15 protein-coding genes are annotated in these 18,371 nt (G+C 36.5%); 3 read left to right on the forward strand and 12 right to left on the reverse strand.

Annotation, left to right across the window (positions count from 1 at the left end; genetic code table 11):
- Positions 1-103 precede the first annotated feature (103 nt).
- The 5 genes from IC610_RS04360 to IC610_RS04380 form a co-directional block, all read right to left on the reverse strand.
- On the reverse strand, positions 104-904 hold the full coding sequence (locus IC610_RS04360; protein WP_191735403.1) for a Cof-type HAD-IIB family hydrolase: 801 nt from the start codon (positions 902-904) through the stop codon (positions 104-106).
- 116 nt (positions 905-1,020) lie between these two features.
- Entirely contained in the window at positions 1,021-3,657 is a 2,637-nt protein-coding gene (locus IC610_RS04365; RefSeq protein ID WP_191735404.1) for a beta-glucosidase, read from the reverse strand.
- Between the two features lie 67 nt (positions 3,658-3,724).
- Positions 3,725-5,200, reverse strand: coding sequence for a xylulokinase (locus IC610_RS04370; protein ID WP_191735405.1), 1,476 nt, complete (start codon positions 5,198-5,200; stop codon positions 3,725-3,727).
- 14 nt (positions 5,201-5,214) lie between these two features.
- Positions 5,215-5,937: an NUDIX hydrolase gene (locus tag IC610_RS04375; protein WP_056079600.1), complete on the reverse strand. Its 723-nt coding sequence runs from the start codon at positions 5,935-5,937 to the stop codon at positions 5,215-5,217.
- A gap of 490 nt (positions 5,938-6,427) precedes the next feature.
- A complete protein-coding gene (locus IC610_RS04380) occupies positions 6,428-7,570 on the reverse strand; it encodes a pseudouridine synthase (protein WP_228462849.1) in 1,143 nt (380 codons plus the stop codon).
- 101 nt (positions 7,571-7,671) lie between these two features.
- On the opposite strand from IC610_RS04380, the gene aroB reads away from it, so the two are divergent.
- From aroB to IC610_RS04395, 3 genes are all read left to right on the forward strand, one after another.
- A complete protein-coding gene (aroB, locus tag IC610_RS04385; protein WP_191735406.1) occupies positions 7,672-8,718 on the forward strand; it encodes a 3-dehydroquinate synthase in 1,047 nt (348 codons plus the stop codon).
- Between the two features lie 251 nt (positions 8,719-8,969).
- Positions 8,970-9,620 (forward strand): porin family protein, encoded by a 651-nt coding sequence (locus IC610_RS04390; RefSeq protein ID WP_191735407.1) that lies wholly within the window; start codon positions 8,970-8,972, stop codon positions 9,618-9,620.
- Between the two features lie 205 nt (positions 9,621-9,825).
- The gene (locus IC610_RS04395) at positions 9,826-10,542 is read left to right on the forward strand and encodes a porin family protein (RefSeq protein ID WP_191735408.1); all 717 of its coding nucleotides are present in this window, start codon (positions 9,826-9,828) and stop codon (positions 10,540-10,542) included.
- An 82-nt stretch (positions 10,543-10,624) separates the two neighbouring features.
- On the opposite strand, the gene purF is transcribed toward IC610_RS04395, so the two are convergent.
- The 7 genes from purF to IC610_RS04430 all read right to left on the reverse strand — a co-directional run bounded on the left by purF (position 10,625) and on the right by IC610_RS04430 (position 18,233).
- The gene (gene purF / locus IC610_RS04400; RefSeq protein ID WP_056079588.1) at positions 10,625-12,124 is read right to left on the reverse strand and encodes an amidophosphoribosyltransferase; all 1,500 of its coding nucleotides are present in this window, start codon (positions 12,122-12,124) and stop codon (positions 10,625-10,627) included.
- Positions 12,125-12,209: 85 nt separating this feature from the next.
- Positions 12,210-12,932 carry a phosphoribosylaminoimidazolesuccinocarboxamide synthase gene (purC, locus tag IC610_RS04405; RefSeq protein WP_191735409.1) on the reverse strand — a complete coding sequence of 241 codons (723 nt, stop codon included), beginning with the start codon at positions 12,930-12,932 and terminating at the stop codon, positions 12,210-12,212.
- 72 nt (positions 12,933-13,004) lie between these two features.
- A complete protein-coding gene (locus IC610_RS04410) occupies positions 13,005-13,700 on the reverse strand; it encodes a DUF3307 domain-containing protein (RefSeq protein ID WP_191735410.1) in 696 nt (231 codons plus the stop codon).
- Position 13,701: 1 nt separating this feature from the next.
- Positions 13,702-14,307, reverse strand: a complete 606-nt coding sequence (locus tag IC610_RS04415; protein WP_191735411.1) for a SatD family protein — start codon at positions 14,305-14,307, stop codon at positions 13,702-13,704.
- A gap of 319 nt (positions 14,308-14,626) precedes the next feature.
- On the reverse strand, positions 14,627-15,343 hold the full coding sequence (locus IC610_RS04420) for a DUF2490 domain-containing protein (RefSeq protein ID WP_191735412.1): 717 nt from the start codon (positions 15,341-15,343) through the stop codon (positions 14,627-14,629).
- A gap of 64 nt (positions 15,344-15,407) precedes the next feature.
- Positions 15,408-17,219 (reverse strand): TonB-dependent receptor plug domain-containing protein, encoded by a 1,812-nt coding sequence (locus IC610_RS04425; protein ID WP_191735413.1) that lies wholly within the window; start codon positions 17,217-17,219, stop codon positions 15,408-15,410.
- A 207-nt stretch (positions 17,220-17,426) separates the two neighbouring features.
- Positions 17,427-18,233: a GLPGLI family protein gene (locus IC610_RS04430; RefSeq protein WP_191735414.1), complete on the reverse strand. Its 807-nt coding sequence runs from the start codon at positions 18,231-18,233 to the stop codon at positions 17,427-17,429.
- Between the last annotated feature and the right edge of the window lie 138 nt (positions 18,234-18,371).

Here is an 18,371-nt window from a genome sequence, read left to right on the forward strand (position 1 = left end):
TTGTTTTATTTGTATACAATACTATGGAAATCCAGATGAATAAAAATACGGGAATCCGCATTTCAGAAATATATTTTAAAGAATTTTAATATTTTAAAGTAAACTAATTATTACTTAAATAATCCTTAATCGTCTCTGTCACTCCAAAACTGTCATTAGAACACGCTTCAAACTTAGCTGCTTCTTTTACTGATGGATGCGCATTTTTCATCGCAAATGAATATTCTGCATTTTTAAGCATTTCGATATCGTTGAGATAATCGCCAAATGCCATGGTTTGCGTGGGAAGAATGTCGAGAGATTTCTGAAGTTTTTCGATAGCATTTCCTTTATTGGTATGCTTATTCATGATGTCTAACCAATTTTTACCGGAAACTACCACTACCAAATCTTCATTTTCAAACTTTTTAAGTGCCGGATACAAAAATTCTTCTGAGCTCACAGGATGGTAAACTGCTATTTTAAATACAGAATCATCAACGGCCTCAGTGAGATCTTCCCTTTTCTGATTTTTGATGTAGTATCTGGTAAAATAGTCTACAAATTCCTGGTCGTTGCTTTCATAATAGGAACTGTCTTTTGCACTTAAGACCGCTCTTGCATCTGGAATTTGTCTGATAGTTTTTATAATTTCGGCAATCGCGAATTGACTTAAACGGTCAGCAAAAATTTCTTTATTCTGATAAATCACATAACCCCCGTTTTCAGCGATGAAACCAATTTCACTTTCAATATCTCCAAAATATTTTGTAATACCGGACATTTGTCTTCCACTTGCAGGGACAAAAAGGATATTTCTTTTTTTCAGTTCTTCATAAATCTTCGGAAAATCCGGACTGACCTCATATTTTGAGTTCAGAAAAGTTCCGTCCATATCCGTAACAATCATTTTAATATCCTTCATTTTGTATACTTTTCTTTGGTAATGTTTCTCAAAGATACGGGTTTATAAATGATTCGGTTTTAAGCAAAGGTTAACTGTTAAAAAGTAAACGCTTTACATTTAAGTTTAATTGGAAACTACTTCACTTCAATTTCAATTATATTTAGAGCTGTATTATCTGAGGAGCCTCCGTACATCAGTGTATACTTTCCCGATTTTGAAATCAAACCACCAGACTTTTCATCATAAAAATAAAATGATTCAGGATTAATTTCAAGTTTTACAATTTCCGTCTTTCCTGCAGCAATATTGATCCTTTTGAATGCACGCAGCGTTTTTACAGGAGAATCATGATCATTATCTCTTTTCACATAAACCTGCACCACTTCTTCCCCATCTCTTTTTGACTGATTGGTTACGGGAATTTCAATGTTTAAACCTTCCGCTTTTTTTAGTTTTTTTGTAGAAATTTTCGCTTTACCATATTTAAAATCTGAATACGACAGCCCAAAACCAAAAGCATACAAAGGTGATTCTTTCATGTAGCGATAAGTTCGTCCCTGCATGTCGTAATTTTCAAATCCCTGTTTGTCTGCTGAATTTTTTGTAAGCGCAAGATCAAGCTGTGCGAGGGTTTTGTAAAAGGTCACCGGCAATCTTCCTGCAGGATTGTAGTCGCCAAAAAGAACGTCTGCAACGGCATTTCCGCCTTCCTGACCACTGTACCATGAACAAAGCAAAGCATCATAATTTTTCTCATCCTGCTCAAGAGCCAGGGCGCTTCCTGTCGACAGAACGAAAATCACCGGCTTCCCGGTCTTTTTAAGTTCCGAAAGCATGTCCCGCTGTACTTTAGGTAAGTCAATTGAAATTTTATCTCCACCTTTAAAGCCTTCTGCATTCACCATCATTTCTTCGCCTTCGAGATTAGGCGACAGTCCTCCTGCAAAAATAATAGCATCTGCATCTTTCACTTTCTCTCTAACCGCAGCAAAATTCAGAGGGTATTTTCTGTAAATATCGAATCCGATTGTGATCTGTTTGCCTTTCTGGATATGCTTTAACTCAACAGAATATTCTTTGTTTTTTTCAACTTTCAGAGCGACTTCAGTGGGTTTTGAAGCATTACCTCCTTTACGGCTCAGCAACTCTTTTCCGTCAACATATAAACTGTAACCGTCTGAAGCAACTGGAGCCAGAAAAACCTCACCGTCAATCGGACTTTTAAATATTCCGGAAATCTTCGTTGATGTGTTTTCTCTGTTTAAACCCTGTGCAAGCTGAGTTCCGCCGGAATTATTATAATTGATTCCTCTTTTGTTAAACACAATAGCTGATGGCTTATCTTTGAATTCATTATTATTGAAAAACTCGACCTTCATCCCGTTTGCACCATTTTTTTCAGTTAAAAAACTGTTGTATAAAGAGGTTTTTGATGACGGATCTACCAAGTCACAGCCGCGTTCATAAATAATTTCTGCATTAGGAATTTTCTTTTTTATACCCTCCAGAATTGTCACAGTGTAGGAAGGCGTTCCGTTGTAATTTCCAAGCTGCATGATTCCATCATCAGCGTTTGGTCCTACAACAGCTACTTTTCTGATACTTTTTGAAAGCGGTAAAGTCTGATTCTGATTTTTAAGTAAAGTCATCGATTTCTGAGCAATCTTCAGTGCCTGACTGCGGTGTTCCTGAGATTCCACCACCGAGATTGGAATTTTACTCCACGGATTGGCATCTTTCGGATCCAGCATTCCCAACTCAAACCAACCAGTCAGAATTCTTTTTAAAGAAGTATCCAACTCAGATTCTTTTAACAAACCTTTTTCAAGAGACTGTGTGAGATTTTTGTATGAATTTCCACATTCAACATCAGTGGTGTGTTTCACAGCTGCAGCTACTGCAGTTTCGGGATTAGGATGGCTTGCATGAGCCTTTTCTTCATAGAAATCATAGATCGCTCCACAATCAGAAACAACCATTCCATTGAAATTCCAACGTGTCCGAAGAATATCCGTAACCAAAAAATTATTAGCACAGCAGGGTTCGCCATCAAAAGCATTGTACGCACACATCACTTCCCGTACATTTCCTTCTTTCACTAAAGCTTCGAATGCCGGCAAATAGGTTTCCCACAAATCACGGCGCGAAACGGTGGCGTTGTAGGAATGTCGGTTCCATTCCGGACCGCTGTGTACTGCAAAATGTTTGGCGGTGGCGTGTGTTTTAAAATATTTAGGATCATCTCCCTGCAAACCTTTCACTGCAGCAAGACCTAATTGCGTCGTGAGATATGGATCTTCGCCATACGTTTCCTGACCTCTTCCCCATCTCGGATCACGGAAAATGTTGATATTCGGCGTCCAGAATGAAAGTCCGTGATATCTTTTAATCACATTATTTTCAGCTAAATCCTGATTGTATTTTGCCCGGGCTTCATCAGAAATCATTTCGAAAGTTTTGAGATGTTCCGGAACATCCCATGTTGCAGCCATCGCAATCGCCTGTGGAAAAACAGTGGCTTTACCTGCTCTGGCTACACCGTGAAGAGCTTCATTCCACCAGTCGTATGCGGGAATTCCCAAACGTTCGACAGCTTTTGAAGAATTCATCATCAGTCCTATTTTTTCTTCTGCGGTTAAGAGACTCAGCAAATTTTCCACTCTTTTTTCCCGCGCTACCGACGGATTTTGAAAAGGATATTTAAAATCAGTCTGCGCATGAAGATTTTGGGTTAACAGGATGACTCCCAAACCGATGATGAATTTTTTCATATTTAAACTCTAATGATGTTTCAGTAAATCAGCAACAATTTTTATTAATTCAAATCAGATTTCAGACTTAATTTAAATGCTGTTTCCATTTTTCATAAGCTTCAAGATACTGAGCTCTTTTTTCTGCCTGAGGCTCGATTACAGCTATTTTTTCGAGAGACGCAAATGCTTCTTTGGAGTCTTTGTAGAAACCAATTCCCATACCTGCAGCACGGGCAGCACCTACAGCTCCGTCTGTGTCGTATAGTTCGATCACGGCATTGCTGATTCCGGCTAAAGATTTTCTGAAAATTGAACTTAAAAACATATTGGCATTTCCTGCACGGATCACGCTGATATCCATTCCCATGTTGCGCATGATGTTCATTCCGTATTCGTAGGAAAAAACAATTCCTTCCTGCGCTGCTCTCAAAATATCACCTTTAGAATGAATATTAAAGTTAATTCCATGGATTGAACAGTTGGATTCTCTGTTTTCCAGAACTCTTTCAGCTCCGTTACCGAATGGAATAATGCTTAAACCTTTCGCACCTACCGGAGATAGTGATGCTAAATCGTTCATATCACCATAGGAAGAAAGTGATGTGGCAAAATTATTTTTCAGCCATGAATTTAAAATTCCGGTTCCGTTAATGCAAAGTAAAACGCCCAGTCTGATCTGTTCCGGCGTGTGATTGACGTGTGCAAAAGTATTTACTCTTGACAGATCATCATAATCCAAATGATCCAACACTCCGTAAACCACGCCGGAAGTCCCTGCTGTCGAGGCAATTTCTCCCGGATTAAAAACATTGAGTGAAAGTGCATTATTTGGCTGATCTCCCGCCCTGTAAGAAATTGGAGTTCCTACCTTTAAACCTAATTCTTCTGCAGCGGCTGTCGAAACTGTCGACTGAATTCCGAAAGTAGGAATGATTTCAGGGAAAAAGCTTTCAGGAATTCCATAGTAATCAGTGACGTCTTTTGAAATGCAGTTGTTTTTGAAGTCCCAGAAAATTCCTTCAGACAAACCGTCAACCGTCATTCCGATTTCGCCGGAAAGTTTCATCGCGATGTAATCTCCCGGAAGCATTATTTTATCGATCTTTTCGAAAATCTCAGGTTCGTTTTCTTTTACCCAGGCTAACTTTGAAGCGGTGAAATTTCCGGGTGAATTAAGTAGATGAGATAAGCATTTTTCTTTGCCAATGGTCTCAAAAGCCTTTTCACCGTACGGAACTGCACGGCTGTCGCACCAAATGATAGAAGGTCTCAGAAGATTCTGATCTTTGTCCACCAAAATTAAACCGTGCATCTGCCAAGTGATTCCGATTCCCTTGATATCTTCCGCATTTACGCCGGATCTGTGCATTACGGCTTCATGAGCCAGTTTCAGATTCGTCCACCAGTCCTGGGGATTTTGTTCTGCCCAGCCGGGTTTTACGGCAGTGATCAGCATTTCCTTCTTCGGAGAAAAATCTGACGCCACTACTTTTCCGCTGGATGCTTCGATGAGACAAACTTTTACGGATGAACTTCCTATATCATATCCTAATAAATACATATCCGGTTGAAATTTTATTTGATGAGTTTAGTATTGTTTTTCTTATAAATCTTCTGGTCAAAACTGTAATATCTCGCTGCACGGTGAGACACGTTGGTTTCTATCTCATCCAGCTGAATAATATAATTGAATGAAGATATTTTTTTGTGAAAATTCTTGATGTCAATGTATTTTTCACTGATGGCACTGTAAAGTTGATAGAGCTGTCTGATGGTAAATTTTTTAGGCAGAAGCTCAAAAATAATGGTAAAATCAGACTCAATCCATTTGCGAATCTCGATGAGGGATTCCTGAATGATCTGGTTGTGATCAAAAGGGAGATCAGGCACCTTGTCTACCGGAAACCAGTCTACTGTTTCATACTTACTGCTGTTGATTTTCCGGTCTATTTTGCAGAGGGAAAGATAGGCAACGGTAATAATTCTGTCAATGTGATGGTTGTATTCTTTGTCCATCCATTTCACATCCTTTTCGCTGGCTCTGCCGGGATCTGCGAAGCATTTGAACTGTTTTAAAACCATCTTTTTAATACCTGTCAGTTCTGTCAAAACCCTCTGTGCAGCGTCATCTACCCCTTCATTGTTCATAATGAGACTTCCTGGGAGCTTTCTGTGCTGTTCGTTGGGAATATCTTCGAAATGCCTTTGTACTAAAAGGATATTGAGCCTGTTTTCGTTATCAAAACCAAAGACAACGCAGTCTACCGAAACATAAGTATGTATAAAATTTGGAATCATGGATGAAGTTAACAATTTCGTAATCTCACAAATATAAAAATTCAGAGTCATTAAAAAAATTAAAATCAATTATGTATTGTTTATCAATAGGTTATATATCGCAAAACGATGATATTAATTGAATAAAAAATATGATAAGCTTCGTATAAAATTAATGATTAAAACAGATTTGAAAACATTCATTTACAATCGATTAAAACGAAATTCAGAAATAAATATCAAATTTCAATATAACATGATTTTATGATATTAAAAACAGATTTTTTTTGTGAAATAAGAAACAGTTTACTGTTTTGCAATCGGTTTTCAGGCTGATAATTATGATTTAACCCTAAAATAAATCCCCAAAATTCAGGATGATGGAAAATTTAAGCTAAAAATCTGGAGTTAAATTTTAAGATTAAAGAGATCAAAACCGCAAAATCTTTTAGATTGGAAACAAAAAAAACTGTCTCAGCTGAGACAGTTTTGATATTTAATTTCAATAAAATTAAAGCATTTTAAGGTTGTTCACTTCCAGTTCCGTAAGAATTCTCCAGTGTCCTCTTTTGATGTTTTTCTTGGTTAAACCGGCAAACATTACACGGTCTAAGGCCTCCACTTCATATCCTAATCTCTGGAAAATCCTTCTGATGACACGGTTCCAGCCAATGTGAATCTCAATTCCTACTTCATTTCTTGGTTTACCTTCGATAAATGAAATCTGATCAACCTCTGCAATTCCTTCGTCCAAACGGATACCCTCTGCGATAAGCTTCAAATCTTCATTAGTAAGCTTTTTATCCAATGTGACATGATAAATTTTCTTGGCATCAAATGAAGGATGTGTCAGTTTTTTCGTCATGTGACCGTCGTTGGTCAAAAGAATAACTCCGGTTGTAGAACGGTCTAATCTTCCGACAGGGAAAACTCTGTAAGGCGAAGCGTTTGCCACCAAATCCATCACCGTTTTTCTTGCTTTGTCGTCTTTTGTAGTAGAAATATATCCTTTTGGCTTATTCAAAAGCACATAAACCGGTTTCTCAGGAGTGATGTTCTGTCCGTCGAAAACAACTTTATCAACCTTTTGAACCTGGTAACCCATTTCTGTAACCACTTTACCGTTTACTTCCACCAGGCCCTGAGTAATAAGCTCATCGGCCTCCCTTCTGCTGCAGATTCCTGAATTGGCGATAAATTTATTGAGACGGATAGTATCTTTATGAATATCTTTATCAATCTTGCTCAGTCTTCTTTTCTGAACAAATGATTTATTTTTATCCTCATTGCCTTCAGCTCCGGGTCTTCTTCCGTATTTCAGGCTTCCTCTCTCGTATTTATCTCTGGCGTCAAAACTTTTAGGTCTGCTGCCACCTCTTCCCGGTGCAGCTTTTTTGAAAGGTTTTTTATCTTCACCTGGATTGGTAATAAAATCTTTCTGTTCCGTTTTTCCGAATTTCTTATCCATTCTGTCCTGGTAGCTTGTACCTGAACTTTTTCTGGAATCAGAATTTCTTTCACCTGCTTTAGGGAAAGATTTTTTGAAAGGTTCTGATCCTGGATTTCCTGATCTTGAAGCACGAGGACTGTCTGAATTTCTTGTTGAAGATCTAGGTTTTTTAGGTCTCCCCGAATTATTGTTGTCTCTGCTCATTCTAAATATTTTTGCAAAGATAGTAATTTAGTTACGAGTTAAAAATTAAGAATCATAACTTTGTAGATTAGTACAGCTATTAATTATCAAAAAATCATACGATGATTACTTTATTAGATGAAAATTTCCGGCAAATCAATCAATATTTAAGCGATAAATCATTCAGCAAAATCTTTATTCTGGTGGATGAGAATACACACGAATATTGTCTCCCTTTATTTTTAGGAAATTTAGAAACTGAAATATCTTTTGAAATCCTCGAAATTGAGGCAGGCGAGGAAATGAAAAATATTCAGACTGCCAATCAGCTCTGGGAAATTCTTACAGAGATGAAGGCCGACAGAAAAGCACTTATCATCAATCTCGGCGGTGGAGTGATTACAGATTTGGGCGGTTTTGTAGCTTCTACCTATAAAAGAGGAATTCAGTTTATCAACATACCAACGACCTTACTTGCCATGTGCGACGCTTCTATAGGTGGAAAAACGGGAATTGATCTGATGCATTATAAAAATATGGTGGGAACATTTTCTTTCCCGGAGCAGATTTATGTCTATCCTAAATTCTTAGAAACGCTTCCGGCAAAAGAACTGAAAAGTGGTTTTGCAGAAATGCTGAAACACGGTTTGATCGCCGATAAAAAGCACTGGGAGGATTTAATTCAGCTCCATGAAGTGGATGCATTGGGAATAGAACCTTTTATTCAACAGTCCATGGAGATCAAACAGGAAGTGGTGAAGGCTGATTTTCATGAGAAAAATGTGAGAAAAACTTTGAACTTCGGTCATACCATTGGTCATGCCATTGAGAGTTTATGTCTCCATAGCGAAAATCCTATTCTTCATGGTGAAGCTGTCGCGCTGGGAATGATCTGTGAAAGCCATCTCTCCTATCTTGAAGATTTGATATCAAAAGAAGAGTCAGAAGTAATTATTGAAAATATTCAGAAGCATTTCTGCTTTATAGATTTAAATAACTTTAAAGAAGAAGATATTTTTAATCTTTTACTGAACGACAAAAAGAATGCTGATGCCAAAATCAATTTTTCTCTGCTATCAGGAATTGGTTCATGTGTGTTTGATCATGAATGCAGTACTGAAAATATTCAAAAATCAATCAATTTTTACAAAAAACTGAGCGGATTTTAACCTTGATTTAAAGTTTAAATATGATTTAAGTCATAAACTATTATTCGAAGCATATCAATTTGTATTTACTTAAATAATTGATTTAAAGATAATTATATAAATAGTCATTCGCGAAAGTGAGTGGCTATTTTATTTTGAGCCAGAAAAAAAATAATTGTTGGCAAAGTATTTGAAAGAATCCACACGTCTTGTTAAAAAAGACAACACAATTTAGAAACAGAAATTAGTAAAATATTTAAAAATTTAAAATTATGAAAAAGTTAATTTTAGGAATTGCAGTTTTGTCAACAACATTGGCATTTGCACAGACTACACCAACACCATCTTCATCAATGAGTTCAGGACCAAGATTTGGTATTAAGGCTGGTATGAACGTATCTTCACTTACCGATGACGGTGGTTTGGAAGATCAAGGTTCAAAAATTGGTTTTAACGCTGGTGTTTTTGCGAATATCCCGGTAGCAGAATCTTTCAGTATTCAGCCGGAGGTAATATACACTCAGTATGGTGATAAATATGACTACAGAGCTCCACTTTCAAATGACAGAATATCTTACGCAAGACATTTAGACTATGTTGCAGTACCATTGATGTTCCAATATAATTTCATTCCTAATCTTTATATTGAAGCAGGTCCTGAATTCGGATTTTTAGTAAGTGCAAAAAATAAATTGAAAAATGAATCTGATAACGATCCATTGGCAACAAGTGAAGATTACAAAGATCAATTGAAAACATTTAACTTAGGAATCGGTCTTGGCGCTGGATACTATTTTACAGATAATCTTGGTATTACTGCTAGATATACTGCAGGTGTAACTGATATTGCTCAGGACAGACCAAGTGGAGATGATGCCATCAGAAATAATAACTTTGCTGTAGGTTTAGCATTTAAATTCTAATACGCAACCACTTATTTTAAACAAATTTTAATTCAATAGCAAGAGGTTGGGTTTTTGTATAAGAAATCCAACCTCTTATTTTTTGGCATGTTCCGGTGATTTAAAAGTTAAGATCGCCACAATAAATTCATGCCTCACACCAATCAAAAATTAATTGTTCAGCATTAAATTTAAAGCTGAAAAAAAATATTCAATATAGAAGATTATGAAGAAGTTATTTTTAGGATTAGCAGTTACAGCAGGCTCATTAGCATTTGCACAGGAAACGGAAAAAGTTTCTGTAGAGCAGATCAACGTCAAAGAACCAGTGAGATTCGGTATAAAAGGAGCTGCTACCACCAACCAGTTCAGCGAACAGAAAGCAAGTATTAATAATCAAAAATTAGGATTTTTAGCGGGTGCTTTTGTTAATATTCCTTTATCAAGAAAATTTGCATTACAACCCGAGGTTTTATACAGTCAGATGGGTGCAAAAAGCGTTATTTCTGATACAGAAGTTACTGCAGGAACAAGCACAATCAGGACTAAAAGAGATTTTACTACTTCACTGAACTACATTTCAGTGCCGTTAATGCTTCAGATGAAACCGGCAGACAATTTTTATATTGAAGCAGGTCCGGAATTCAGTTACTTTTTGGATGGTAAAAACAAAGGCGAGCAGACTATTGCAACTACTACCGCAGGAAATACAGTAACACAGACACAGTCGGCATCTGAATCTATCAGCAAAGATGATATCAAAAAATTCAATGTTGGGATGGGTCTTGGTCTTGGATATTATTTCACACCAAATCTAGGTATCAATGCACGCTATGTAAGCAGTTTTACCAATATTGCCAACAACTCAGACGTAGCAAACGATGATCAGAAAAACATCAATAAAAACAGAGGATTTCAGTTAGGTCTGAACTATAAGTTTTAATAATAAAAAATCTTAGTTTCAAGAAAAAAAAAGGTCAAGTTTCGTAATGAAATCTGACCTTTTTATTTATTTTAAAATAAATTTAGCTGAATAATTCTATCTCCTCTCCCTTCGCAACAGGATATTCTTCTGTAAAACATCCGAAGCAGTGATTGGACGAACCTAAAATTACCTTTAAATTTTCAGTGCTCAAGAATTCAAGAGAATCTACACCAAGATAATCTCTCAACTGCTCTGTTGACATATTTGCAGAAATCAAATCGTCTTTTGACGGTGTATCAATTCCTAAATAACAAGGTGCGATAATCGGCGGAGAAACACTTCTGAAGTGAATTTCCTTTACACCTGCTTCTTTTAAAATTTTAACCAAACGTTTAGAAGTAGTTCCACGAACGATGGAATCATCAATGATCACTACTCTTTTCCCTTTGATTTCAGAAATAATAGGGTTCAGTTTCAGGTTGACAATTCTTTCTCTCATTTCCTGAGTAGGAACGATAAAACTTCTGCCAATGTATCTGTTTTTGATCAAAACCGGACGGAAAGGGATTCCCGAAGCTTTCGAAAAACCAATCGCAGCCGGAACTCCGGAATCCGGAACGCCTATTACAATATCAGCTTCTACAGGCGCCTGCTCCCAAATTTTCTCGCCAGATTTTTCTCTGATTTCGTAAACGTTGATATTCTCCAGAGAAGAATCGGGTCTTGCAAAATAAATATATTCAAATGAACAGATTCTCTGTTTTCCTTTGGCTTCATCAGCCATATAAGAATGAAGTTTTCCTGGTTCATTTTCGCTGGTGTAAACAATTTCTCCAGGCAAAATATCACGTACATACTGAGCTCCCACAGCATCCAAAGCCACAGATTCGGAAGCCACAACGTAAGAATTTTCGCTGGTTGCTCCCAAAACCAAAGGTCTGATCCCATTGAAATCTCTGAAAGCGAAAAATTTATTTCTCGTCATTCCTACAACTGAATATGCTCCTTCAATTTTCTCCATCGTTGCCTTGATTGCTCCTCGAAGACCAAGATCAAGATTTTTCTGGATCAATCTTAAAATAACCTCAGAATCTGAAGTAGCTCTGAAGACAACGCCCTCAGCTTCCAGTTCCGTTTTCAGCTCTCTCGCATTGGTTAAATTACCGTTGTGAGCGATAGAAAGTATAATCTGGTCATATTCGTTTTTCGCAAAAAATGGCTGAAAATTATATTTCTTTTTGTCTCCTGCAGTCGTGTATCTTGTGTGACCGATTGCAGAATTTCCCATAAAAGTCTCAGGTTCCTGAATTTCTTTATAAACATCCAGAACCAAACCTTCATCTTTCATATTAGTAATTTTTCCATCTTTAAGAACAGAAATACCACAGGCTTCCTGACCTCTGTGCTGAAGCGCAAAAAGCCCGAACTGTGAAAGAGAAAATGTGTCGAGATCGTTATCAGAATACATTCCGAAGATACCGCACTCCTCATTTGGAGCATCCAGTCTTTCTTCTTCCTGCGTTCTGAAGAGATTTCTTCCGTAGGTTTGAGTCTCAAACTGTTTTAAATATTCACTTTTATGAATGTCTAAACTTTTCATTTCTATTTTTCTAAATTTGTTGGATGTCAGATGTCGGGTGTTGGGTGAAAATCATCACACATCCAACATCCAGCACCCCTCATAGTTACTTGTTAAGTACAGTTTTCAGTCTGTTGTAGATCTCCACGTAAGCTTCAGTTACCTCACCAAGATCTCTTCTGAATCTGTCTTTATCCAGTTTCTTCATCGTGTCTTTATCCCAAAGTCTGCAGGTATCAGGAGAAATTTCGTCAGCAAGAATAATTTCGCCGGTTGAAGTTTTACCCAATTCGATTTTGAAATCAACTAAAATGATATTCATTTTGTCAAAAAGATCGATCAGAATTTCGTTGATGTCTGAAGTTAATTCATACATTTCGTCAAGCTCTTCATATGTAGCTGCACCTAAGAAAACTGCGTGGTGATCGTTAATAAGCGGATCTCCCAATTCGTCTTTTTTGTAGCAGATATCGAAGATGGTTACCGGAGATTTAATTCCTTCTTCCACACCTAATCTCTGTGCCATGCTTCCTGCTGAATAGTTTCTTACCACCATTTCCAAAGGAATAATTGATACTTTTTTTACCAGCTGCTCTCTTTCGTCTATCTGTTTGATGAAATGAGTTTTGATTCCTTTTTCATTTAAATATTCAAAAATAAGCGTAGTGATAGCGTTGTTCATTTCGCCTTTCAAATCTACAGATCCTCTTTTTTGAGCATTAAATGCTGTTGCATCGTCTTTGAAACGTACTACAACTTCTTCAGGATTATCGGTAGCAAATACTTGTTTTGCTTTCCCTTCATACAACATTTCTAGCTTTTGACTCATAATTTTTACTTTTTTTTACTTTTAGAAAACCTTGAATCAAAGGTTTTCGGTTATAGTTAGATTTATATTATTTTACTTAATTAAAATTCCTGTTAAAACAGCCAGTCCAAAACTCAGCAGTGTACCGATCAATACATATTCTGTAAGCTTCCGCTGCTTTGCCTGTGCAAGATCGCTGAATCTGAAAACAGATTTTGCCGCAACCATAAAGCCTACGCCTTCCCAGTGATTTACCGTGATAAATGTGAACACCATCAGACGCTCTAAAATTCCGATATATTTTCCGGCATTGGATAAAGATTCGGTTTGTAGACTTCCGGTCTGCTCATTTACCGGCGTCCACGATGATAATAATAACTTAATGAAGATTGAAGCTGGCGACGTTAGAAATAAAGCTGCCATTAACACTTTTAAAAATTCTTCATCTTTCAGAAAACCGAAATCAAATTCATTAAAATAAAAAGAAACTCCGCCAATTACAGCTACATGAAGTGCCTGATCGGTGAAAAACCATATTTTTTTGGTTTTAATATTCTGAAAATAAAGCTTAGCTGCATCAATTAATAAATGGGAAACCCCTACCAGTACTGCAATCCACCATAAATCAAGATCCCAGAGGAAAATAAAACTTAATACGGTGTGAATCAGAACGTGAAGGTACAGATATTTGCTCTTCAGTTTTCTGTTTTCTTTATCTGAAACCCAGGAATTTGGCTGAAGAATAAAATCTCCGAGTAGATGTGCCAATATGAGTTGAATAAAAATCATCTTATAATTCTGAAATTTTCTTTTTAAAATACTGGTTGGTCTCTACGATAAGTTCGTAGTTGGCACGTTTCAGCCTCTGGCTTACAGAAGATTGCGAAATCGTAAATTTTTTGGCAAGATCGTCCTGGGTATTATCCGGATTGATGATCATTTCGTGAATAATTTCTGAGGTCGCCATCGTCCAGCTGTCAAAATCTTTAGATGACCATTTCAATAGAATGTTAAGGTCTCTGTCTAAAGAATCGTTTGAAGTTTTGATGGATACGGTATGACCGTCAGATTTCAGGTCATTGAGAAGTCTTCCTGAATTTACATAGGCGGTACCGTTGGATTCTGTGATTTTTTCTGATGAGAAATTTTCTTCACCAATACCAATCGCCATTCTTACATCTAAATTTTCCTGACTTTTTATGAGGGATTTAATGGCTAAGAAACGCCAGAAAACGTCATCGATACTGCATTTCAGTTGGAACTCATCACCTCTGTAAATTTCCCATGTGTGTGGACTGTTTCCCCATTTCGCAAGGAGATTTTTTAGTTTGGTAATCCAAACTTCAGTGTCTGCATGTTGAGAATTAATAATATCACCAGTGATGACCGCTATCATTTTGCAAATATAAGCATTATTCCTTATAAATAAAAAATATAAGCAAAAACCCTTATAAGTGGTGATTATTAGCTTTTTTGCTTATTTATTTGATTTGAAATTTGAGGTTTGAGATTTGAGGTTTGAGATTTGAGGTTTGAGATTTGAGACGTTGAGATTTTAGATTTTAAATTCGGAGTCCTGAAATTATTTCGAGATTTAGATCTGAATAATGTAATGTAGTTAGATGTGAAATAAGGATTAAAAAAAATATAAGCTAAAAAACTTATAATCATCGATTATTAGCTTTTTAGCTTATATTATATTTTTGGAATTAAAATTAATCTGCTCCGGGGAAATGATAGGTTTTCTGTTTATTATCCGTATCATCAATGTTGATGTTCAGGGCAAAATACACGAAATGCACATTCTTGTTGCCAGCGGCCTCAAATTCTCTCTGCCAGAGGTAACCGGCAAGCATTCCGAAGTTTTCGTCAATCTGGTAGCCGAGGCCGCCATAGACTCTGTTTCTTGCAAAAGTCGGTTTATTCGGGCTTACCAGGAAAATCTCGTCATAGACGTTGGCAAATACAGTTCCCGGTTTTACTGATTTTGCATTAAGAGGAAGTGTAACGTTGAGTCGGTAACGGTATCTCATCCTTTCGGATCTGATATCTTTTATAGGATCGTAAAACCAGCTTTTCTCAGCACGGAAACGGTTTTCAAATTTAAAAGACCCTTTTTTGAAATCAATAACATCCTGAAGCCAAACCCTGAATTCTTCGCGGCTGATTGTATGATTTTTGTAAGTCGCATATCTTCCCAAACCGACAAAAGGCTTATGGGTTTTGGTTAAATTGTAACCTAAACCTCCCTTTATCTCGTAATAATCGGGGTAATCATACTCTTCAATTCCACGCATCTGAGTTTCTGCGTACAGGAAAAATTTCGGATGAAATTTATATGTCAGCGTTATTGCATTAAAACTGGAAATATGTTCCTGTGCATTCGCAAAACCTAATCCTAAAATCAAACCCAGACCGACAAAGAATTTCATCTAAAAAAATTTTTGCAAAATTAGATTAATTAACATTTAATTGATATTAAATTATTATTAACAATTATCTAAAATTAAGCTGATATGTAAAACCAAGATGAAACCACCTCTCAGGCATCGGTACACCGAAGGTTTCGGTATATTTTGTATTGGTAACGTTATTAACGAGAATGTAAACAGAAAGGTCATTTTTGGTAAAACTCAATTTCTCATCCAGGAGCTGGTAGCTTCCGAAATTCAGTCTTTCGTTGTAACGGTACACCAGTTCGTTGGTGAAATATTTAAGGAAACGGTTCTGAAGTTTTCCTACAAGCTGATGTTTCAGATTGTCGAGATTGTATCTTGCAAAAACAGATTCTGTATTTTTCAGTTTATTTTCGAGAAAAGTGTAGCCCACTGTATATCTCATCCAGTCTGTTACTTTGTGATCAAGTTCCAGTTCAATTCCTTTCACATTACTGTCACCCACATTTTTTGCGTACCAAACGGGATCTGCAAGACTTATTTTTGTCCAGTCGATGGTATTGTTCCCGTCCCTTAAAAATCCGCTGGCTTTGGCTAAAATATTTTTATTCTGATACTGATAACCGATTTCTGCGTAAACAGCATTTTCAGGCAAAAGATTCATATTTCCCTGCTCGGTTTTACTTACATAGTACAGATCTGTAAATGTAGGAACTCTGTGAACTCTGGAAATATTTCCATACACTTTACTGTTTTCAAGAAAAGTATATCCTACGTCAATTCCCGGATAGAAAAAGTTTCCGTCTGTGGAGTAATTTGCCCACGAAGCTCCCGGACTGATGTTTAATTTTTTATCAAAGAACGAAAAATGGTGTTCAAAAAAGACCTGCGTAACGAATCTTTCGCGGTGTCCAAGATTATTACTTGCCAAGAATTCTTTTCTCAGTTCCACACCCAAACCAGTAGTTCCCAAACCTGAAGTATAGCTTGTATTGACTTCTCCACCTACATTATTTCCGATATGCATATTTCTGTAAATTTCCGGCTTTGCTCTGTTGAAAACATACATATCCTGCCCTCTCCTCCAGTAAACATTTGAATTTAATTTAAATTTTCCAAAGCTCTGCTGATGCGCTAAACTTACGATCGAAGCCTGCAGTTCTTCATACTGCTCCGTTGCTGCGGGAGATGAATAAAAACCGTTGGCTCCGAATTTTTTCTCAGAAATTCCGGCCTGAAGTCTCAGACTTCCGTTTTTTATTTTAAGCTGATTCTGATAGTATGCGTTGCGGATTTCGTAATCTGTATTGTAACGGTAACCTTGCGAAGAATTACTGTTTACCTGAAGTAAATTTGAGAATTTTTCGTTTCCGAAATTGGCATTCAGTCCCATTCCGTACGTTTCATAATCTCCGGCTTCTGCACTGATCTTAACTCTTTTTCCGGCTTCTGCTTTAGTAATAATATTAACAGCTCCGGCATAGGCATTTTGTCCGAAACGTCTTGCTGCAGGGCCTTTTATTACTTCAATTCTTTCCACGTCATCCAGATCTAAAGGGATATTTAAAGAATTGTGCCCTGTCTGAGAGTCATTCATTCTGATTCCGTTGATCAAAATCAGCATCTGTTCAAATGATCCGCCTCTGAAACTGATGTCGCTCTGAACACCGTTTGCACCCCGTCTTCTGACATCCATTCCCGGAATCAACTGAAGAATTTCGTCGATACTTTTAGCCGGTGAAGCCAGAATATCAGCTTTTGTAATCACTGAAATATTCTGATTGGCAGATTTGTACGGTGTTGCAATAAATTTTCCCTGAATCTCTACAGAATCAATGTCTGCAGATTTTTCCTGAGCTGAAACCGAAAAAAACAGGGAAGCAGCAGAAAGGGTAATCAGTTTTCTGATCATAGTTTGTATAGTTTAGTTTGAAGCGTTCAAAATTAGCAGACTTCAATCAGACCAAAAAATGATACTTATCATAATATATTTTGTAAAATTTGCTTTAAATAATTTTAAATTTTTGTTGATCAGTAATACGATAATTTTATTTTGAAACATAAAAATCACTTTTTGCAAAGTGGATTTTATTATTAGTGTAGATTAATACTTAATGCTTTAATCTAAAAGAATATTTTCATTTAACTTTAGTGACTTTCTTTTGTCAGCTTTTATCTCCTTTCCGTCAAGGGTGTAAGCTTTGTAAGGTGAAGAAAACTTATCAGCATTAGGATTATCAATATATTCTGATCTTTTTTTTATAAAATCAGCTTTCTCTTTTAAATGTACTGTATTTATGTAAGCAATTGGCTCAATAATACTGTTTGATTTTTCTATTTTAGTTGCCTCGATGATCAGGCTTCTGTCTTCGTTATGTACTTCCAAAATTAATCCCACAAGTCCTTTAAAACGAAATGGTCCTTCAGGAACAGGAATTTTGGGACAATACCATGCATAATATAATTTGCCTGTGTCTGTAACTGCCTTTGCCTTTGAGCACAGATTTCCTAAAATCTCTTTTTTTTCACTGGAAACTGTTTCCCATTTCAATTCAGGCTCATTAAAACTATACAGATTATTTCCCACCGGCAAAGTTACAACTACACTTTCACCATCTTTGTATACGCTGCTCTTAGATTTTGGATACATACTTCTGTCTAAGCTTGGTGCCTGTCTGTTACTTCTGCTTTTTCGGATAAATTCATAATAATTTGGTAATTCATTATTTGCGTAAATTGATTTTACCGCATTACATAAAAGAGTGAAATCATACGAATGTCGCACGTCAGCCCCATTGTTATTGCCCTGATCATTTGAGATAGTCATTTGATAATCAATTTTAAGCTCTGCATTATCATATTTATTTTGCGAATGTATTGACTGAAAGGTAAGTACGCAGAGAAACAAAAATCTTTTAAAACTCATATTGAATCATTTTGAATAAAACCGCTGTTTATTTTTACAGCAAATGTTGTCAGTTGTTTTTGGACATCAATTTTAATTTTGCAGTTAAAACTAAATTAAGACAAAAATTAAAATAAACTTCAAAAAACCATTCACTTT

Source organism: Chryseobacterium caseinilyticum (genome assembly GCF_014837145.1).
Taxonomy (GTDB): Bacteria; Bacteroidota; Bacteroidia; order Flavobacteriales; family Weeksellaceae; genus Chryseobacterium; species Chryseobacterium caseinilyticum.